Source organism: Pseudomonas sp. B21-040 (assembly GCF_024748695.1).
Lineage (GTDB): Bacteria > Pseudomonadota > Gammaproteobacteria > Pseudomonadales > Pseudomonadaceae > Aquipseudomonas.
The window spans coordinates 5,160,310-5,181,054 of record NZ_CP087176.1; the positions used below are offsets into that span (position 1 = coordinate 5,160,310).

The following is a 20,745-nucleotide window of genomic DNA, read 5'->3' on the forward strand; positions in this document are numbered from 1 at the left end:
TGCACTAGGAACTTGTACGACGCCCATCGCCAGCAGACAGCTCCAAAGCCACACTATCTTCCGACCCGTCACCAGTCTCACGCCGCACGGGGGGACGCCGCGCACACGCGAAGAGGGTTCCAGGACCCCCCGGCCAGAAGAGCCGGGCCGGACATGACGACAGAATCCGCATGAATCTAGAGCAAGGAACGACCCAACTACGAGCATACGCCCGTCCGGCACCCGCGCACTTTGAAAGCCCGATTCCCGGCACCGCAACGCCCCCAGGAAATAGTGCCGGACCGGTAATTTAGCCGCTGGCCCTGTCATATTTGGCTATTTTTTTCCCCCCGGTGCCTTCCCTTTTGTCGTCAGGGTTGCGCCCCCCGTGGCCATTCCTGGCCGCGCCTCGCTTCCCCTATTGCCAGCTCCTCACGCACAGGCCGTTGGCCGCTTCCTTCCTCGCGACCGTTACTCCTTTCTCCCCAGCAAACCGGCCTTGAACGCATCGGCCAGGTCCTGCTGATCCTGGAACACCATCGCCGGTGCTTCGACGATCTGGTTTTCCAAGGCTACGGCCGATACTTTCATCACGCCGCGGCCCAGGTTGCCTTCCATCACGCGCAAACCGCCTTCTGGCGAGAACGCACGAGCGACCGGGCGCAGGATGCTTTCGTCGAGGCTGTCGGTCACGCCTTCGCGCCAGACCAGTTCGCCGTTATCGAGGAACGGTTCCATGGTGTAACGGCGCAGGCCGTGACCCAGCACGGTGTTGACGTTTTCGTGGAGCAGCCCGGCGTCCAGCAGTTCGCGGATCAAGAACGACATGCCGCCCGCCGCCTGGAAGTGGTTGATGTCGGCTTTGCCGTTCGGGTAGACGTGGCTCAGGGTCGGCACGACTTCGGAGAGATCGGCCATGTCCTGCCAGGTCAACTGGATACCCGCCGCCATGGCGATGGCCGGCATGTGCAAGGTGTGGTTGGTCGAGCCGCCCGTGGCATGCAGCGCCACGATGGAGTTGACCAGCGAACGCTCGTCGACGATTTCGCCGATTGGCATGAAGTCGCCATTCTGCTTGGTCAGACGCGTGACCTGATGCGCCGCTTCGCGAGTCAAGGCATCACGCAGTGGCGTGTTCGGGTTGACGAAGGAGGCGCCCGGCAAGTGCAGGCCCATGACTTCCATCAGCAATTGGTTAGTGTTGGCGGTGCCGTAGAACGTGCAGGTGCCAGGGCTGTGGTAGGAATTCATTTCCGATTCCAGCAGTTCTTCACGGCTGGCCTTGCCTTCGGCGTAGCGCTGGCGCACATCGGCTTTCTGCTTGTTGGAAATGCCCGAGACCATCGGCCCGCCCGGCACAAAAATCGTCGGCAGATGACCGAAACGCAAAGCCCCCATCATCAGGCCCGGCACGATCTTGTCGCAGATGCCGAGCATCAGCGCGCCGTCGAACATGTTGTGGGACAACGCCACGGCGGTGGACATCGCGATCACTTCGCGGCTCGGCAAGCTCAGTTCCATGCCCGGCTCGCCCTGGGTCACGCCGTCGCACATGGCCGGGGTGCCGCCGGCAAACTGGCCGACCGAACCGATCTCGCGCAGCGCTCTTTTGATCTGTTCCGGGAAGACTTCATACGGCTGGTGTGCCGAGAGCATGTCGTTATATGACGAAACTATCGCGATGTTGGCGGAGTTCATCATCCGCAGACTGTTCTTGTCTTCCGTACCGCAACCCGCCACGCCGTGGGCGAAGTTGGCGCATTGCAGCTTGCCGCGCATCGGACCGTCGCTGGCCGCACCGCGAATCAAAGCAAGGTAGGCCTCACGTGTGGCGCGGCTACGGGCGATAAGCCGTTCGGTGACCTCAAGGACGCGGGGATGCATGTGTAGAACTCCAGGCTAACGGATGTGGCGACCTGATTGTCTATGCTGAACAAGGACCGTTGTGATTGGGATGACAGACGGTTTTCTTGATCGGTCGGACCAGTTTGTTCAGGTCACTCGTTGTAGATTGAACAAAATATTGCCATTAAAAAGGCTTGTTTTCTATTTTTATGCGAATAATCTTGTAATTCCAACAACAAAACGACGGCGGCCCTGTTAAATGACTCTTCGAATCGCAATCAATGGTTTTGGCCGAATTGGCCGCAACGTCTTACGCGCACTGTATACCCAAGGCTATCGTCAGGACCTGCAGATCGTTGCCATCAATGATTTGGGTGACAGCGCGATCAACGCTCATCTGCTCAAGTACGACACTGTTCACGGCACGTTCGACGCCGATGTCCAGCACGACCAGGAGAGCCTGACCGTCAACGGCGACCGCATCGCCGTCAGCGCCATTCGCAACCCCGCCGAACTGCCCTGGGCTGCAGAAAAGATTGATGTCGTGTTCGAATGCACCGGTCTGTTCACCGACCGCGCCAAAGCCGCCGCGCATATTACGGCCGGCGCGCGCAAAGTCATCATCTCGGCCCCGGCCAAAGGCGCCGACGCCACCGTGGTGTATGGGGTTAACCACGACATTTTGCGCCAACACCACCAAATCATTTCCAACGCGTCGTGCACCACCAACTGCCTGGCCCCGGTCGCTCAGGTGCTGCACCGTGAACTCGGGATCGAGAGCGGTCTGATGACCACGATCCACGCCTACACCAACGATCAAAACCTGACCGACGTCTATCACACCGACCCGTACCGCGCCCGTTCCGCCACCCAGAACATGATCCCGAGCAAGACCGGTGCCGCTGAAGCCGTCGGCCTCGTCCTGCCGGAACTGGCGGGCAAGCTGACCGGCATGGCCGTTCGCGTGCCCGTGATCAATGTGTCGCTGGTGGACCTGACCGTTCAGCTCAAGCGTGAAGCATCGGCCGATGAAGTGAATGCGCTGATGAAAGAAGCCAGCCAGCATTCGAAGATTCTCGGGTACAACACCCTGCCGCTGGTTTCCAGCGACTTCAACCACAACCCGCTGTCGTCGATCTTCGACGCCAACCACACCAAGTCCAGCGGCAAGCTGCTCAAGGTGTTGGCCTGGTACGACAACGAATGGGGCTTCTCCAACCGCATGCTCGATAACTGCCTGGCGTTGTGCAACGCTGAATAAGCCCGGAGCAGTCACCGATGATCGGTATCAGTTTTACGCAAAAGACCTTGGCGGCGCGCAAGCGTATCGCCTTGGTCGCCCATGACCACTGCAAAGTGTTTTTGCTGGACTGGGCCGAACGGCACAAAGACAAACTCGCGCAACATGAACTGCTCGCCACCGGCACCACCGGGTTGTTATTACAACAACGCCTCGACCTGCCGGTGGAAAGCATGATCAGCGGCCCCCTAGGCGGTGACCAACAGCTCGGCGCACGCATCGCCGAGCAGCGCGTCGACCTGCTGGTGTTTTTCTGGGACCCGTTCGAGCCGCAACCCCACGACCCGGACATCAAGGCTTTGCTGCGCGTGGCGGCGGTCTGGAACATTCCGGTGGCGTGCAATGAATGCAGCGCCGACTACCTGCTCAGCAGCCCGTTGATGGATCAGGCACACGAACATCGCATCCCCGATTACGCGACGTATTTATCCGGCCGAGCGTAACCCCTCACAATCAGTACTTGACCATCCGAGCGGATGATAAGCATTATCATTCGCTCGAAATGGATCAGGTTCCCCCGTGAGTCAATCGCGCTTCAATCATGTCTTCATCGCCCAGCGCGTTTCGCTGCTGCGCACGTTGGAGCGGATGGTCAACAATCACAGCACCGCCGAAGACCTCCTGCAGGAGACCTACCTGCGAGTGACTCGCGCGCTGGGTGAACGGCCCATCGATCACCTCGAACCCTTCGTGTTCCAGACCGCCCGCAACCTGGCGCTGGACCATTTGCGCGCGCGTCGCATTCAGTCCCGCACCCTGCTCGACGACGTGCCGCTGGACGTGGTGGAAAGCATCGCCGCCCCTACCAGCAGCGCCGAAGATGCCGTCCATGCCGAACAATTGCTGGAGCGTTTGAACGTGAGCCTCGGTGAACTGAGCCATCGTCAGCAGCAGATTTTTATCCTCAGCCGCCTGAACGGACACAGTTATCTGGAGATCGCCGAGAAGCTCGGCGTCTCGTTGAGTACTGTGCAGAAGGAACTGAAGCTGATCATGACGATCTGCATCGGCGTCGCCGAGCGCTCAAACGGCGACTGAGTTCGTCAGGCTTTGTTACCCTTGCCCCACTTCCAAGCCTCACTAAAAAAACAGCCGTGCACAGACACTGCCGAGGAAACACCGTGACGGACACCCACCGCTCCCCTTCGCCCTCGCCGGCCAGGGACCCCGCCAACGCGATGGACCAGGCCCTGGACTGGCTGATCGTGCTGGGCAGCCCGAGCGAAGACCAGACCCAGGCGTTTCATGACTGGCTGGCTGCTGATCCGCTGCATGCCGAGGCGTTCGCCAAGGCGCAGGCGATCTGGGATGGCCCGCAAGTGGTGCAATGCGCACAACAACTGGCCGCCCGGCCGCCGAAAGTAACCGTCCTGTCGCGCCTGCGTCCGCACTGGAAACCCTTGGCGACGGCCGCCGTGTTGATCCTCGGCCTGTTCAGTTTCAGCAACCTGCCGATGCGCCTTCAGGCCGACCACTTGACCGTGATAGGTGAACGCCAGCGCCTGCAATTGGAGGACGGCTCCAAAGTGCTGCTCAATACCGACTCGGCGTTTTCCAGCACCATCAACGATCAACAGCGCGTGGCCAGGTTGTATCAGGGCGAAGCGTTTTTCGAAGTGCAAGCCAGTCGTGGCCAGCCATTGGAAATCGACGCAGGGCCCGTTACGGCCAGCGTGCGCGATACCGCGTTTGCCGTGCGTTATCTGGACGGCGTGACGCAGGTTCGGGTGCAGCGCGGGGATGTCGACTTGCGGGCGACGCACGACGATACGCGTGTGCGCCTCAGCGCCGGTGAAAGCATTCGTATCGGCCCCAACGGTTTCGACCGGCCCGCCAAGCTCGATGCCGCCACCGAATTGGCCTGGGTCCAGGGTCGACTGGTGTTCGAGAACTGCCCGCTGAGCCAGGTACTGGCAGAGCTGCGTCGCTACTATCCGGGCTGGATCATCAACAACAACGAGCAATTGGCCGACGTCGCGGTGACCGGCAATTACCGTCTCGACCAACCGCTGGATGTGGTCCGCTCGCTGGCACACATCACCTCCGCACGGCTTCAGGAATTCCCCGCTTTAGTCATCCTGAACTAAATGAGAATTATTTTTACTCGATAGCACACGTTCGTTCGTCTCGTTATAGCCAATGCAATTGATTCGCATCTCTAAATGCCAATCAGCACCTATAAAGATTCGTGCGACACGGAGCGCTATCGATGTCCTCTCGCCTTACCCGCCAGTCCTCTTCACCTTCCTGCGTGCTGTCGCTGCTGACCGCCGCCATCCTCATGGCCGGTGCCGCGCCGCTCATGGCCGCCACGGCGGCCGAGCCGTCGACCCGCAACATGGGTGATTATTCGTTCGCCATCCCTGCTCAGTCGCTGGTGTCGGCACTCAATGCCTTTACCGCCGTGACAGGTTGGCAAGTCGGCTTGCCGGCAGAGCTGGCGGAAGGCGTGGCTTCCCAGGGCGTACGCGGTTCGTTGCCGCCGGAAAAAGCCCTCGATCGCCTGTTGGTGGGGACCAACCTGAGCTATCGCAAACTGGGCACCAGCAACATTGTGCTGGAGAAACGCAGCAACAACGGCGCGATCAACCTGGACCAGGTCACGATCAGCGCCACCCGTAATGAACAGGACGTGAACAGCGTACCGAGCACAGTCAGCGTTTATACCCGTGAAGACCTGGACCGCAACAACGTCAATAACATCAAGGAACTGGTGCGCTATGAACCGGGCGTTTCGGTGGGCGGCACAGGCCAGCGCGCCGGTCTCACGGGCTACAACATCCGTGGCATCGACGGCGATCGCGTATTGACCCAGGTCGATGGGGTGCAAGTGCCGGACAGTTTCTTCAACGGCCCGTATGCCCAGACCAACCGCAACTACGTCGACCCGGAAATCGTCAAACGCGTGGAAATCCTCCGGGGCCCCGCGTCGGTGTTGTATGGCAGCAACGCCATCGGCGGCGCTGTCAGCTACTACACGCTGGACCCGGATGACATCATCAAACCTGGCAAGGACGTCGGCGCGCGCCTCAAAACCGGTTACAGCTCGGCCGATGAAAGCTGGCTGACCTCCGGCACCGTGGCCGGCCGTACCGGCGAGTTCGACGGCCTGCTGCACCTGAGCCAGCGCAACGGTCATGAAACAGAGTCTTACGGCGAAACCGGTGGCACCGGCCTGAACCGCACCGAGGCCAACCCTGAGGACGTGCGCACCACCAGCGTACTGGCCAAGCTGGGCTGGGATTACGCCGACGACGCGCGCTTTGGTCTGACTTACGAAAACTACAAGGCCGACAGCGACACCAACCAGTTGAGCGCGGTGGGCGGCCCGTTCAACGCCGGGCGTGGTTTCGGCTTCTATAAATCCCGTACCGGGAACGACACGATCACTCGCGAACGTTTTGGCCTGGATCATAACTTTGGTCTGGACAGCGCCCTGGCAGACAACATCAAGTGGACCCTGAACTATCAGATCGCCAAGGCCGACCAGAGCACCCAGGAAATCTACGCACCTTCGCGCACCGTGCTGCGCAACCGCGACACCAACTACAAAGATCGCCAGTGGGTGTTCGATGTCCAGGCTGACAAGTCATTCGCCATTGCCGACACCGCTCACCTCGTCACCTACGGCACGACCATCAAACAGGACAAAGTCACCGGCCTGCGTACCGGCACCGGCACCTGTCTGACCGTGGCCGGTTCCTGCCGGGTCATCGGTGCCGCGAGCCCCGCCGACACCCTGAAACCGGCGAGCGATTTCCCCGATCCGACGATCAACACTTACAGCCTGTTTGCCCAGGATCAGATCAGCTGGGGCAACTGGACCTTCCTGCCCGGTGCTCGTTACGACTACACCCAACTCAAGCCGCACGTCACCGATGAGTTCCTGGCCACCGCCGACCAGAGCGGCAACGGCGTCGTGAGCGAAGACACCAAAACCTGGCATCAACTGTCGCCAAAACTCGGCACCACCTACCGCTTCAACGACAACTACACCTGGTATGGCCAATACGCCGAAGGCTTCCGCACGCCGACGGCCAAGGCTTTGTATGGTCGCTTCGAAAACCTCGCGGGCGGCTATCAGGTCGCCCCTAACCCGGACCTGGAACCGGAAAAGAGCAAGAGCTATGAAACCGGCCTGCGCGGTCAGTTCGAGGCCGGCACGTTAGATGTAGCGGTGTTCTACAACAAATACCGCGACTTCATCGACGAGAACGCCATTACGCCCGGCTACACCGAGACCACGTTCCAGAGCAACAACATCGCCCACGCGACCATCAAAGGTGTGGAGCTCAAGGGTCGCCTGAACCTGGACAACTTCGGCGCTCCGAACGGCCTCTATACCCAAGGCTCGGCGGCCTACCAGTACGGTCGTAACGATGACACCGGTCAGCCGCTGAACAGTATCAACCCGCTGACCGGCGTGTTCGGCCTGGGTTACGACCAGGACAACTACGGCGCCCTGCTGAACTGGACACTGGTCAAGCGCAAGACCCGCGTCGACAGCACCAGCTTCAAGACCCCTGATGGCACCAGCACCCAGTTCAAGACACCGGGTTATGGCGTGCTCGACCTGGCCGGTTTCTACAAGGTGACCGACGACGTGACCGTCAACGCCGGCCTCTACAACCTGACCAACAAAAAGTACTGGCAATGGGATGACGTACGCGGCTACGACAGCGTCGGCGAAGCCTCGGTGACTCAGCCGGCCAACCTCGACCGCCTGACCCAGCCGGGTCGCAACTTCGCGGTCAATCTGGTCTGGGATATCTGATCCCGCCCGACTCACTGTGCAGCCCAGTAAAAGCTGCACAGTGAAAATTTTTTACTGTCGCGCGCCTGCTGATTCGTCTCGTTACCAAGCGCCTCCATTTCTCAAGGATTTCTCATGACCTCTCAGGACACCGCTCAACGCCCTGCTCTGCGTTCGCAACGTTTGAACCAGATCACCCACGAACCGCATACCAAACTTGATGCCCTGGTCAAAGCCCACGCGCCGTTTGAAACCCAGGCCAACTTCGCCCGTTTCGTGGTCGCTCAGTACCTGTTCCAGTCGGAACTGGTGTCGCTGTACAACGATGCCGCACTGACCGCGATTGTTCCCGACCTGCCGGCCCGTTGCCGTGCCGAAGCGGCCAAGGCTGACCTCGCTGATCTGGAAACCGAAGTGCCGGCCGCCGTCGCCGGTGCCGTGAAGAACCCGACCCAGGCCGAAGCGCTGGGCTGGCTGTTCGTTTCCGAAGGGTCGAAGCTCGGCGCGGCGTTCCTGATCAAGCGAGCCGTTGGCCTGGGCTTGAGTGAAACCTTCGGCGCCCGCCATCTTGGCGAACCAACCGGTGGTCGCGCTGAAGGCTGGAAAAGTTTCGTGAAGACGCTGGATGGCCTGACGCTCAGCGCACAGGAAGAAGCCGATCTGGACAAAGGCGCCATCGACGCGTTCAACCGGTTTACCGTGTTGCTGGAACAGGCTTACGCCACCGCAGCCGAACCGGCCTGAAGCCAAACAAATATCCTGTGGGAGCGGGCTTGCCCGCGATTGTAATGTGACATTCAGCATCTTTGTTGAAGGGTAGACCGTCATCGCGGGCAAGCCCGCTCCCACAGGTCCGCCTCACTCCCGTGCCCTTGAGACCAATGCCTCAGCCCTCCTCTTCAAAAATCTCCCGCCTGCTCTTCGGCCTGCTGGCCTACATCAGCCTCGGTATCGGCCTGATCGCCATCGTCGTGCCCGGCCTGCCCACCACCGAATTCATCCTGCTCGCCGCCTGGGCCGCGACCCGCAGTTCGCCGCGCTTGAGTGCCTGGCTGGAAAACCATCGGCTGTTCGGTTCGATCCTGCGCAACTGGCGCAACGGCAAGATCATCGCCCGTCGAGCCAAAGTCAGTGCCACCGTCAGCATGTTGCTGTGCGCCACGCTGATGCTGGTGATGCTCGATCACGGCTGGACGATTTACCTGGCGATTGCCGGCATGAGCCTGGGCAATCTGTGGATCTGGTCGCGACCGGAATCAGTACCGAGAATTTCCTGAAATTCAGCTCTTTTCAGGGCATTTTCCTGCGCAAACGGTCAACCACTACCGTTCGTCGACTTGCGTTCATGCAACCTTCACAAAGCGCCGATGTGCATTGAATGGCGCTAAATGGATTTGGCGTACCGAGTCGGTTTCGACTCCTTGCCAACACTTCATCCATTTGTGAGTTCGCCCTATGTTCGACTCCCTCTCTATCCGTCTGAAAATCGTTTTGCTCTCCGGTCTTTGCCTGCTCGGCGTGGTCGTCTTGATCGTCGGCATGAACATTTACCAGACCAATCAGAACGATGATCTGGTCAACGCCTCCAGCAGCAAAATGCTCACCGACAGCGTGCAGAGCCTGCTGCAAGCCAAAGCTGCCGAACAAGCGGTGCGAGTGCAGAAGACCTTCGGTGAAACGCTGACGGTGGTGACGGCCCTGGCCGATCAGATCAAGGACATGCGCACCCTGGCGGCCAAGCGCTCGCTTGACGCCGGCGCCCTGCGTGAAGAGTTGAACCAGAACCTGAAAACCGCGTTCGAGCGCAACAGCAAAGTGCTGGGGATCTGGCTGGCGTTCGAGCCCAACGGGCTGGATGGCAAGGACAGCGAGTTCGTCAATGATGCGGTCCGCCAGTCCAACGAAGCCGGGCGATTCGCCACGTATTGGAGCCGTGCAGGGGGCGAGGCGCTCAACACAATCATGGTCGAAGAGGACATGACCAAAACCACCCTGAACCTCAGCGGCACACCCTACAACGTCTGGTACACCTGCCCGCGGGACAGCAAGCGTACCTGCCTGCTCGACCCCTACGCCGATACCGTCGGCGCTAACAAAACAGAAGTGTTGATGACCACCATTTCCGTACCGCTGCTGGTGGATGGCAAGTCCATCGGCGTGGTCGGTGTCGACATCGCGCTAGATGCCCTGCAAGCGGCGGCGGTCGACTCCCAGCGTGAACTGTTCAACAGCGCCGGGCACATGCTGATCGTCTCCGGCACAGGCGTGCTCGCGGCCTACAGTGTCGACGCCGGTAAAGTCGGCAAGAGCATCGGCGACACCCTCGGCGCGGACGGCAGGGACATCCTGCAATTGCTCGGCAGCGGAGCGCCGAAGATTCTTCAGCAAGGCGACCTGATCCGCGCGGTCTACCCGGTCAGCCCCATCACTGACGCGAAAACCTGGGCCGTGGTGATCGACTTGCCCAAACAAGTGTTGCTGGCCGACTCGGTGAAACTGCAAGCGGTGCTCGATGACGCCCAGCAAAGCGGCACGATCAAAGCGGTGCTGGGTGCCGTCATTGCTGGTTTGGGCGGCTTGCTGCTGATCTGGCTCACCGCGTCGGGCGTGACCCGCCCGATCAACAGCGTGGCCGACATGCTCAAGGCGATTGCCAGCGGCGACGGCGACCTGACCCAGCGTTTGAACTACAGCAAGAAAGACGAATTGGGTGAACTGGTCAGCTGGTTCAATCGCTTCCTCGACAAGCTGCAACCGACCATCGCGCAGATCAAGCAAAGCATCACCGACGCCCGCGGCACGGCCGACCAGTCTTCGGAAATCGCCCGTCAGACCAGCGAAGGCATGCAAGTGCAGTTCCGTGAAATCGACCAGGTCGCCACCGCGTCCAACGAAATGAGCGCCACCGCCCACGACGTTGCCAACAGTGCCTCGAACGCCGCCAGTGCGGCCAAAGGTGCCGACCAATCGGCCCGAGATGGCATGCAGATCATCGAGCGCAGCACCCGCGACATCAATCAACTGGCGGACGAAGTCAGCAAAGCGGTGACCGAAGTCGAAGCGTTGGCGGTCAACAGTGAGCAGATCGGTTCGGTGCTGGAAGTGATCCGCAGCATTGCCGAACAAACCAACCTGCTGGCGCTCAACGCCGCGATTGAAGCGGCCCGTGCCGGTGAAAGCGGTCGCGGGTTTGCGGTGGTGGCCGACGAGGTGCGCAACCTGGCCAAACGCACGCAGGATTCGGTGGAAGAAATTCGCCAGGTGATCGAGCGCATCCAGAGCGGCACGCGTGGCGTGGTCGCCACCATGCATTCGAGCCAGACCCAGGCCCACAACAACGCTGGGCAGATCCAGCAAGCGGTCCAGGCCCTGGGCAAAATCAGTGATGCAGTGACGGTGATCAGCGACATGAACCTGCAAATCGCCAGCGCTGCCGAACAGCAAAGCGCAGTGGCCGAAGAGGTCAACCGCAACGTCTCGGCGATCCGCACCGTCACCGAAACCCTGACCGGCCAAGCCACCGAATCGGCGCAGATCAGCAGCCATCTCAACTCGCTGACCACGCACCAGATGAAATTGATGGATCAGTTCCGGGTGTAATTCCCGTTCCTGTAGGAGCAAGGCTTGCCCGCGACAGGATCGTTCCCACGCTCTGCGTGGGAATGCAGCCCGGGACGCTCTGCGTCCCAAAAGCGGACGCAGAGCGTCCATTGAGGCATTCCCACGCAGAGCGTGGGAACGATCATCTGGTCTGTCAGCCGTTTTGAACTATGCTCGGGCTCTCGTTCCGGAGGGCCTTCGATGACTGATTTACTCACGTCCATTCAAGCCGCACTCGGCTTGCCTCACACCCCCATACCTTTCACGTCGAGCGGCGCCCTGCCCTCGGCGTTTGCCGTGACCGATCTGGCCTGCGCCAGCATTGCCGCCGCCGGACAGGCTGTCAGCGAGCTATTGCGGCAGCACACCGGTCGCTTGCCGGGGGTTGAAGTCGACCACCGCCTTGCCTCTTTCTGGTTCGCCACGTCGATCCGCCCCGTCGGCTGGAGCGTCCCGCCGATGTGGAACCCGGTGGCCGGTGACTACGCGACGAATGACGGCTGGATCCGCCTGCACACCAACGCCCCCCATCACCGGGTAGCGGCTGAAAGCGTGCTTGGCACCTGCGTTGACCGCGCGGCGATGGCGAGCAAAGTGGCGCATTGGGCCAAAAGCGCTCTGGAGCAGGCGGTGGTCGACGCCGGGGGCTGCGCCGCCGAAATGCGCACGTGGGCGCAATGGCAGCGGCACCCGCAAGGGTTGGCCGTCAACGCCGAGCCATTGATTCAGTTCAGCGACGCCAGCGGCCACCCCGCCAAAGCGTGGCGCGGCTCCGTGGCCCAGCCACTGGCCGGGATCAAGGTGCTGGATTTGACCCGCGTGCTGGCAGGTCCGGTCGCCAGCCGTTTTCTCGCGGGCCTCGGTGCGCAGGTGCTGCGCATTGACCCGCCGACCTGGAACGAACCCGGCGTGGTACCGGAGGTGACCTTGGGCAAACGCTGTGCGCGCTTGGATCTGCACAGTAAAGATGATCGCGCTGTATTCGAAACCCTGCTCAAGGAAGCGGACATCCTTTTGCACGGTTACCGCGCCGATGCACTGGAACGCTTGGGCTATGGCGTTGCCGAGCGCCGGACACTGGCGCCGGGCCTGCTGGATGTCAGCCTCAACGCCTATGGCTGGAGCGGCCCGTGGCAGAACCGCCGTGGCTTCGACAGCCTGGTGCAGATGAGCAGCGGGATTTGCGACGCCGGGATGCAGTGGAAACACGCGGACAAACCGACACCCTTGCCGGTGCAGGCGCTCGATCACGCCACCGGGTATTTGATGGCGGCTGCGGCTGTCATTTTATTGGGGCGTGGGGGTTCGGCGCGGTTGTCGTTGGCGCGGACGGCGAAACTGTTGATTGAACAGGGTGCCGGGGTGCAAGAACCGTTGCGGGCAGAGGATGACAACGATCAAGGGATCGTGATTGAGCAGACGCCTTGGGGGCCGGCGCATCGGCTTCATGTGCCGCTGAAAATCACCGGAACACCGTTGCAGTGGGGGCTACCCGCGACAGAGTTGGGTTCCCATCGCGCGCAGTGGTGGTGATGATTCTGGCCCCATCGCGGGCAAGCCCGCTCCCACAGGTTTTGTGATCGGCACAGATCCACTGTGGGAGCGGGCTTGCCCGCGATGGGGCCAGAACAAACAGCTCAGTCAGAGCGGCTGAGTGATGTCCAGAGCAACTGCGCCGCATACCCTCGATAAGGTCGCCACGCCTCGGCTCGCGACAACAAATCCCGCGCGGTCACCGGCCCGCTTTCCAGCGCTGCCAGTGCCTTGATCAATCCCACATCCCCAGACGGAAACGCATCCGGCTCGCGCAACTGGCGCAACGCAATGTACTGCGCCGTCCAGTCACCAATCCCGTGCAAGGCGAGTAGCCGCGCCACTCCATCTTCTCGGCCCGGCTCAAACAACCGAGGATCATCCCGCAACGCCTGAGCCACACCGGACAAGGTTCGCCCCCGGCTTTTCGGCATGCCCAATGCCGCCAGATCCGCGTTCGCCAACACGGCCGACTCAGGAAACACATGGGTCAATCCCGCCAGCGGCGACTGCAACGGCGCGCCATACTGCGCCACGAGCTTGCCCGCCAGGTGGATCGCCGCGCCCACGGTGATCTGTTGCCCCAACACCGCTCGAATCGCCAACTCCAATCCATCCCAGGCACCCGGCACCCGTAAGCCCGGACGCTGGGCAATCAGGCGCTTCATCAACGGTTCCCGTGTCAACTGGCGGTGGATCGCTGGCAAATCCGCATCCAGATCAAACATCCGACGCAGCCGCGCCACGATCCCGGGCACGGCCATCGCATCCGGAAAATCCAGAGTCAGTTCAAGGGCGTCAGCGTCTGTCGGTCCTATCGAAAACGTACCGTAGACACCGTTCAACCCGATGCTGCGCGAGTAGACCCCGTCGGCCACGGCCTCCATCCCGGCCACCGCCCGCACCGACAAAAATCCCAGCATCGCCGACCAGTCATACGGCGGCTGATAGGCCAGCAACAACCTCACAACGACAGCAACCCGCTGTACAGACCATACGCGGCCAACCCGGCACCAATCATGACGCAGGTAAAAATGCCCTTCTCGACATGCGTGAACAATGGCTCGCCTTGCTCATGCTTGGCCTTGGCGAACAGAATCACCCCCGGCGCATACAACAACGCCGACAGCAGCAAATATTTGACCCCGCCGGCATACAGCAACCACACCGCATACCCCAGCGCGATACCGCCGATCATCAGGTCCTTGGTGCGCTCGGCGCTGGCGTGCTCGTAGGTTTCGCCGCGCCCGCTCAACAACACCGCATACGCTGCCGACCACAGGTACGGCACCAGAATCATCGACGACGCGAGGTAGATCAGGCTGGTGTAAGTGCCGGCGGAAAACAGCGTGATCAGCAGAAAGAGCTGGATCATCACGTTGGTCAGCCACAGCGCATTCACCGGCACGTGGTTGGCGTTTTCCTTTTTCAGGAAGGCGGGCATGGTCTTGTCTTTGGCCGTGGCGAACAGGATCTCGGCACACAGCAGCGCCCAGGACAGCAAAGCCCCCAGCAGCGATATCGCCAGGCCAACGCTGATCAGCAACGCCCCCCAGGGCCCGACGATATGTTCCAGCACGGCCGCCAGCGACGGGTTCTGCAGGTTGGCCAATTCTGGCTGGCTCATGATGCCCAGCGACAACACGTTCACCAGCACCAGCAAGGCCAGCACCCCGATAAAACCGATGACCGTCGCCCGTCCCACGTCCGAACGTTTCTCCGCCCGGGCCGAGTAGACACTGGCGCCCTCGATCCCGATGAAGACGAACACCGTCACCAGCATCATGTTGCGCACCTGGTCCATCACCCCGCCAAAATCCGGGTTGCTGCGTCCCCAGATGTCCCGGGTAAAAATGTCCGCCTTGAAAGCGACGGCGGCGATGACGATGAACATGATCAGCGGCACGATCTTGGCCACGGTGGTCACTTGATTGATGAACGCCGCCTCCTTGATCCCGCGCATCACCAGGAAATGCACGGCCCACAGCAGCACCGAGGCACAGCCGATGGCGACGGGTGTGTTGCCCTGGCCAAAGACCGGAAAGAAATAACCGAGGGTGCTGAACAGCAACACGAAATAACCGACGTTGCCCAGCCAGGCGCTGATCCAGTAACCCCAAGCGGAGGAAAATCCCATGTAGTCGCCGAAGCCGGCCTTGGCGTAGGCATACACCCCGGAATCCAGTTCAGGCTTGCGATTGGCCAGGGTCTGGAAGACGAACGCCAGGGTCAGCATGCCGACCGCAGTGATGGCCCATCCGATCAGCACCGCCCCCGCATCGGCTCGCGCCGCCATGTTCTGCGGCAACGAGAAGATCCCCCCGCCAACCATCGAACCCACCACCAGGGCGATCAACGCGCTCAGGCGAAGCTTTTGCGTCGGTTGTGACATTCCTGCGTCTCCACTTTTTTCCAAATGCGGCCGGGCGACCATGGTTATAAAACCGTCACATGACGGGTTTTAACTAAATAGATACAGCGTAATAACGTTTATTAGATAACGCCATGTCACGGTCATTTATTTATAACCGAACATTCTATGGCCGTCATGGCAAAGAGCGATTTTGTGGGTTAATCCTAATAAATCAATTCCGTACCAAAAACAGGCGCCAAATATTTGCGGAAACGCCAAAAAGAACTAACTTAAAGATCGCCACCAAAGCTCGCTTATTCCGGCTAGCTCTGAGCGAGGCCTCTGGATTAGGCTTCTCCGGCGATCCGTATCCGGACCGAAAAGCATCCAAAAGTCTTTAATTAACAATGGAATGTGTTCATGCACTGATCTAAGTCAGATGTTCGAACAGCTAACAGAACTACTCTGTTGTCTCTCTTCTCCTGCACTGGAGTCATGCGATGTCTGAATCCCCCGCAAAACTGAAACTTGGCGCGTTGGTTGCTCTGGTTGTCGGCTCAATGATTGGTGGCGGGATCTTCTCCTTGCCACAAAACATGGCCGCCAGTGCTGACGTTGGCGCCGTACTGATCGGCTGGGCCATCACCGCCGTCGGCATGCTGACCCTGGCGTTTGTCTTCCAGACCCTGGCCAACCGAAAGCCTGATCTGGACGGCGGGGTATACGCCTACGCCAAGGCCGGTTTCGGCGACTACATGGGTTTCTCTTCCGCCTGGGGTTACTGGATCAGTGCGTGGTTGGGCAACGTCGGGTACTTCGTACTCTTGTTCAGCACCCTGGGTTACTTCTTCCCGATTTTCGGTGAAGGCAACACGGTGGCTGCCGTGATCGGTGCATCGTTGCTGCTCTGGGGCGTGCATTTCCTCGTGTTGCGGGGGATCAAGGAAGCAGCATTCATCAACCTGGTGACCACGGTCGCCAAGATCGTGCCGCTGGTGCTGTTTGTGTTGATCGCGATTTTCGCCTTCAAACTGGACATCTTCACCGCTGACATCTGGGGCGTGAAAAACCCGGACCTGGGCAGCGTGATGAACCAGGTACGCAAGATGATGCTGGTCACCGTCTGGGTGTTCATCGGCATCGAGGGCGCGAGCATTTTCTCGGCCCGCGCAGAAAAACGCACCGATGTAGGTAAAGCCACCGTCATCGGTTTCATCACTGTGCTGCTGTTTCTGGTGCTGGTGAACGTGCTGTCGCTGGGCATCATGACTCAACCGGAACTGGCCAAGCTGCAGAACCCGTCGATGGCGGCCGTGCTGGAGCACGTGGTCGGTCACTGGGGCGCGGTGCTGATCAGCGTAGGCCTGATCATCTCGCTGCTGGGGGCGTTGCTGTCGTGGGTGCTGCTGTGTGCGGAGATCATGTTCGCCGCGGCCAAGGACCACACCATGCCGGAGTTCCTGCGCAAGGAAAACGCCAACCATGTGCCGGTCAACGCCCTGTGGCTGACCAACGCGATGGTGCAGCTGTTCCTGATCATCACGCTGTTTTCGGCCAGTACTTACCTGTCGCTGATCTACCTCGCCACGTCGATGATTCTGGTGCCTTACCTGTGGTCGGCGGCATATGCGCTGCTGCTGGCGGTGCGCGGCGAGACTTACGAAAACGACTCGGGCGAGCGCACCAAGGACCTGTTGATCGGCGCCATCTCGGTGATCTACGCGGTCTGGCTGGTCTACGCCGGCGGCACCAAATACCTGCTGCTGTCCGCCCTGCTCTATGCGCCCGGCGTAATCCTGTTCGCCAAGGCCAAGCGTGAACTGGGCAAACCTGTTTTCACCAACGTCGAGAAGCTGATTTTTGCAGCCGTAATCATAGGCGCCGTGGTGGCGGCCTATGGGCTGTATTCCGGCTTCCTGACCCTGTAACACCTGAATAATTTGTCATCTGGAGGATCACTGTAATGACCACGGAAAAAGTTAAGTACGGCGTGCATTCCGAAGCCGGCAAACTGCGCAAAGTCATGGTTTGCTCCCCAGGCCTGGCCCACCAGCGGCTGACCCCGAACAACTGTGACGAACTGCTGTTTGATGATGTGCTTTGGGTCGCCCAAGCCAAGCGTGACCATTTCGACTTCGTCACCAAAATGCGCGAACGCAACATCGATGTACTGGAAATGCACAACCTGCTGACCGACATCGTTGCGATTCCGGAAGCGCTCGACTGGATTCTGGAGCGCAAGATCACCGCTAACTCGGTGGGCCTGGGCCTGATCAATGAAACCAGCTCGTGGCTGCGCAGCCTGGAGCCACGCAAGATCGCCGAATTCCTGATCGGCGGCGTCTCCGCCGATGACCTGCCGACCAGTTTCGGCGGTAAAGCCATCGAGATGTTCCGCGACTTCCTCGGCCACTCAAGCTTCATTCTGCCGCCATTGCCCAACACCCAGTTCACTCGCGATACCACGTGCTGGATCTACGGTGGCGTGACCCTGAACCCGATGTACTGGCCGGCGCGCCGCCAGGAAACCCTGCTGGCCACCGCCATCTACAAATTCCACCCGGAATTCACCAACGCCGACTTCCAGGTCTGGTACGGCGACCCGGACCAGGAACACGGTAGCTCCACCCTGGAGGGGGGCGACGTGATGCCAATCGGCAACGGCGTGGTGCTGATCGGCATGGGCGAACGCTCATCCCGCCAGGCCATTGGCCTGCTGGCGCAAAGCCTGTTCAAAAACAAAGCGGTCGAAAAAGTCATCGTCGCCGGTCTGCCGAAATCCCGTGCAGCGATGCACCTCGATACCGTGTTCAGCTTCTGTGACCGCGACCTCGTCACGGTTTTCCCTGAAGTCGTCAATCAGATCGTCGCCTTCACCCTGCGTCCGGATGAGAAAAAACCGGGTGGCATCGACATCCGACGCGAAGACGCCAGCTTCCTCGACACCGTGGCCAAGGCCCTCAACCTGAAAGCGTTGCGCGTGGTGGAAACCGGCGGCAACAGCTTCGCCGCCGAGCGCGAACAGTGGGACGACGGCAACAACGTGGTGGCTGTGGAGCCAGGCGTGGTGATCGGTTATGACCGCAACACCTACACCAACACCTTGCTGCGCAAGGCGGGCATCGAAGTCATCACTATCAGCGCAGGCGAGCTGGGACGTGGGCGTGGCGGCGGCCACTGCATGACCTGCCCGATCATTCGCGACCCAATCGACTACTAACCTTCAGCCTTGGCCGGCGCAGCCCTGTACCCCAGGGCATGCGCGACCAAGGGGATAACCGACACCAAAGGAGATCCATCATGGCTTTTAATATTCACAACCGTAATTTGCTGAGCCTGGAACACCACACCCCTCGCGAATTGCGCTACCTGCTCGACCTGTCCCGCGACCTCAAGCGCGCCAAATACACCGGCACCGAGCAGCAACACCTCAAAGGCAACAACATCGCGCTGATCTTCGAAAAAACCTCGACCCGTACCCGCTGTGCGTTCGAAGTCGCGGCCTATGACCAAGGCGCCAACGTCACCTACATCGACCCGAACTCCTCGCAGATCGGCCACAAAGAAAGCATGAAAGACACCGCCCGCGTATTGGGGCGCATGTACGACGCCATTGAATACCGTGGCTTCAAGCAGGAAATCGTCGAAGAACTGGCCAAGTTTGCCGGCGTACCCGTGTTCAACGGCCTGACCGATGAATACCATCCGACGCAAATGATCGCCGACGTGCTGACCATGCGTGAACACGCCGACAAGCCGATCCACGACATCAGCTACGCCTACCTGGGCGACGCCCGTAACAACATGGGTAACTCGCTGCTGCTGATCGGCGCCAAGCTGGGCATGGACGTGCGCATCTGCGCGCCAAAAGCCCTGTGGCCGCTTGACGACCTGGTGGCTCGCTGCAAGCAATATGCGGAAGAAAGCGGTGCTCGCATCACCCTGACCGAAGACCCGAAAGCCGCGGTCAAAGGCGTGGACTTCATCCACACCGACGTCTGGGTGTCGATGGGCGAACCCGTTGAAGCCTGGGCCGAGCGTATCCAGCAACTGCTGCCGTACCAGGTCAACGCCGAACTGATGAAAGCCACCGGCAACCCGCGCACCAAGTTCATGCACTGCCTGCCGGCCTTCCACAACAGTGATACCAAAATCGGCAAGCAGATTGCCGAGCAGTACCCGAACCTGAAGAACGGCATCGAAGTGACTGATGACGTGTTCGAGTCGCCGGCCTGCATCGCCTTCGAGCAAGCGGAAAACCGCATGCACACCATCAAGGCGATTCTGGTGTCGACTTTGGCTGACCTTTAACGGCTCCCCTCTCCACCCGATCGTTCCCACGCTCTGCGTGGGAATGCCGCCACGGACGCTCTGCGTTCGATGTGACGCAGAGCGTCACGGGATGCATTCCCACGGGGACCGTGGGAACGATCATTTTGAAAGGACTGCATTATGCGTATCGTCGTCGCTTTGGGCGGTAACGCCCTGCTCCGCCGTGGTGAACCCATGACCGCGGACAATCAGCGCGCCAACATCCGGATCGCCACCGAACAAATTGCCAAGGTCCATGCCGGTAACCAACTGGTAATCGCCCACGGCAATGGTCCGCAGGTCGGCCTGTTGTCGCTGCAAGCCGCAGCCTACACCTCGGTTTCCCCCTACCCGCTGGACGTGCTCGGTGCCGAAACCGAAGGCATGATCGGCTACATCATCGAACAGGAACTGGGCAACCTGCTGGACTTCGAAGTGCCCTTCGCCACCCTGCTCACCCAGGTTGAAGTCGACCCCAAGGACCCGGCCTTCCAGAACCCTACCAAGCCGATCGGCCCGGTATATGCCAAGGCCGAAGCGGAAAAACTCGCCGCCGAAAAAGGCTGGGCGATTGCCCCGGACGGCGACAAATTCCGTCGCGTGGTGGCCAGCCCCAAACCAAAACGCATTTTCGAGATCCGCCCGATCAAGTGGCTCCTGGAAAAAGGCAGCATCGTGATCTGCGCCGGCGGTGGCGGCATCCCGACCATGTACACCTCACCCGGCGTACTGGAAGGTGTCGAAGCGGTGATCGATAAAGACCTGTGCTCGGCGCTGCTGGCCGAACAGCTTGAAGCCGATATTCTGGTGATCGCCACCGACGTCAGCGCCGCGTTCATCGACTACGGCAAGCCGACCCAGAAAGCCATCGGCCAGGCTCACCCGGATGAAATGGAAAAACTTGGCTTCGCCGCCGGCTCCATGGGGCCCAAGGTGCAGGCAGCCTGTGAATTCGCACGCCATACTGGAAAGGTCGCGGTGATCGGTTCACTCTCGGACATCGAAGCGATCGTCCAGGGCAAGGCAGGTACGCGCATCAGCACGGCGAAACCTGGCATTACTTACTTGTAG

The 20,745-nt window shown here is 60.4% G+C and carries 14 protein-coding genes and 3 pseudogenes; 14 read left to right on the top strand and 3 right to left on the bottom strand.

The features are described 5' to 3' along the window. Positions 1–459 precede the first annotated feature (459 nt). Positions 460–1,863, bottom strand: a pseudogene (gene edd / locus LOY55_RS23710) (phosphogluconate dehydratase); the annotation flags it as partial. A gap of 220 nt (positions 1,864–2,083) precedes the next feature. Between edd and gap the strand changes: the two are divergent. From gap to LOY55_RS23755, 10 genes and pseudogenes are all read left to right on the top strand, one after another. Further along, a complete protein-coding gene (gene gap / locus LOY55_RS23715; protein WP_077431389.1) occupies positions 2,084–3,085 on the top strand; it encodes a type I glyceraldehyde-3-phosphate dehydrogenase in 1,002 nt (333 codons plus the stop codon). Positions 3,086–3,102: 17 nt separating this feature from the next. Continuing rightward, positions 3,103–3,567, top strand: a complete 465-nt coding sequence (locus LOY55_RS23720; protein WP_046032036.1) for a methylglyoxal synthase — start codon at positions 3,103–3,105, stop codon at positions 3,565–3,567. 76 nt (positions 3,568–3,643) lie between these two features. Then, the gene (locus LOY55_RS23725) at positions 3,644–4,162 is read left to right on the top strand and encodes an RNA polymerase sigma factor (protein ID WP_077431387.1); all 519 of its coding nucleotides are present in this window, start codon (positions 3,644–3,646) and stop codon (positions 4,160–4,162) included. An 83-nt stretch (positions 4,163–4,245) separates the two neighbouring features. Continuing rightward, positions 4,246–5,211: a FecR domain-containing protein gene (locus LOY55_RS23730; protein WP_258666959.1), complete on the top strand. Its 966-nt coding sequence runs from the start codon at positions 4,246–4,248 to the stop codon at positions 5,209–5,211. A 122-nt stretch (positions 5,212–5,333) separates the two neighbouring features. Beyond that, positions 5,334–7,898, top strand: coding sequence for a TonB-dependent receptor (locus tag LOY55_RS23735; RefSeq protein ID WP_258666961.1), 2,565 nt, complete (start codon positions 5,334–5,336; stop codon positions 7,896–7,898). Positions 7,899–8,012: 114 nt separating this feature from the next. Beyond that, positions 8,013–8,621, top strand: coding sequence for a biliverdin-producing heme oxygenase (locus LOY55_RS23740; RefSeq protein ID WP_109785082.1), 609 nt, complete (start codon positions 8,013–8,015; stop codon positions 8,619–8,621). Positions 8,622–8,758: 137 nt separating this feature from the next. Beyond that, on the top strand, positions 8,759–9,154 hold the full coding sequence (locus tag LOY55_RS23745) for a YbaN family protein (protein WP_109785081.1): 396 nt from the start codon (positions 8,759–8,761) through the stop codon (positions 9,152–9,154). Positions 9,155–9,596: 442 nt separating this feature from the next. Beyond that, positions 9,597–10,571, top strand: a pseudogene (locus tag LOY55_RS31280) (chemotaxis protein); the annotation flags it as partial. A gap of 378 nt (positions 10,572–10,949) precedes the next feature. Beyond that, positions 10,950–11,477, top strand: a pseudogene (locus LOY55_RS31285) (methyl-accepting chemotaxis protein); the annotation flags it as partial. A 201-nt stretch (positions 11,478–11,678) separates the two neighbouring features. Then, positions 11,679–13,010, top strand: coding sequence for a CoA transferase (locus LOY55_RS23755; RefSeq protein ID WP_223525673.1), 1,332 nt, complete (start codon positions 11,679–11,681; stop codon positions 13,008–13,010). Between the two features lie 104 nt (positions 13,011–13,114). Here the strand turns inward: LOY55_RS23755 and LOY55_RS23760 are convergent, their stop codons facing one another. Beyond that, positions 13,115–13,978, bottom strand: coding sequence for a DNA-3-methyladenine glycosylase (locus LOY55_RS23760; protein ID WP_223525674.1), 864 nt, complete (start codon positions 13,976–13,978; stop codon positions 13,115–13,117). Beyond that, positions 13,975–15,402: an arginine-ornithine antiporter gene (gene arcD / locus LOY55_RS23765; RefSeq protein ID WP_223525675.1), complete on the bottom strand. Its 1,428-nt coding sequence runs from the start codon at positions 15,400–15,402 to the stop codon at positions 13,975–13,977. Before arcD (LOY55_RS23765) ends, LOY55_RS23760 begins: the two co-directional genes overlap by 4 nt. Before the next feature lie 461 nt (positions 15,403–15,863). Here arcD (LOY55_RS23765) and arcD (LOY55_RS23770) point away from each other — a divergent pair, with 461 nt between their 5' ends. The 4 genes from arcD (LOY55_RS23770) (at position 15,864) to arcC (ending at position 20,745) form a co-directional block, all read left to right on the top strand. Further along, entirely contained in the window at positions 15,864–17,291 is a 1,428-nt protein-coding gene (gene arcD, locus LOY55_RS23770) for an arginine-ornithine antiporter (RefSeq protein ID WP_046032046.1), read from the top strand. A 35-nt stretch (positions 17,292–17,326) separates the two neighbouring features. Next, the gene (gene arcA, locus LOY55_RS23775; protein WP_077431380.1) at positions 17,327–18,583 is read left to right on the top strand and encodes an arginine deiminase; all 1,257 of its coding nucleotides are present in this window, start codon (positions 17,327–17,329) and stop codon (positions 18,581–18,583) included. 80 nt (positions 18,584–18,663) lie between these two features. After that, positions 18,664–19,674 (top strand): ornithine carbamoyltransferase, encoded by a 1,011-nt coding sequence (locus tag LOY55_RS23780; RefSeq protein WP_046032048.1) that lies wholly within the window; start codon positions 18,664–18,666, stop codon positions 19,672–19,674. A gap of 141 nt (positions 19,675–19,815) precedes the next feature. Continuing rightward, a complete protein-coding gene (gene arcC, locus LOY55_RS23785) occupies positions 19,816–20,745 on the top strand; it encodes a carbamate kinase (protein ID WP_046032049.1) in 930 nt (309 codons plus the stop codon).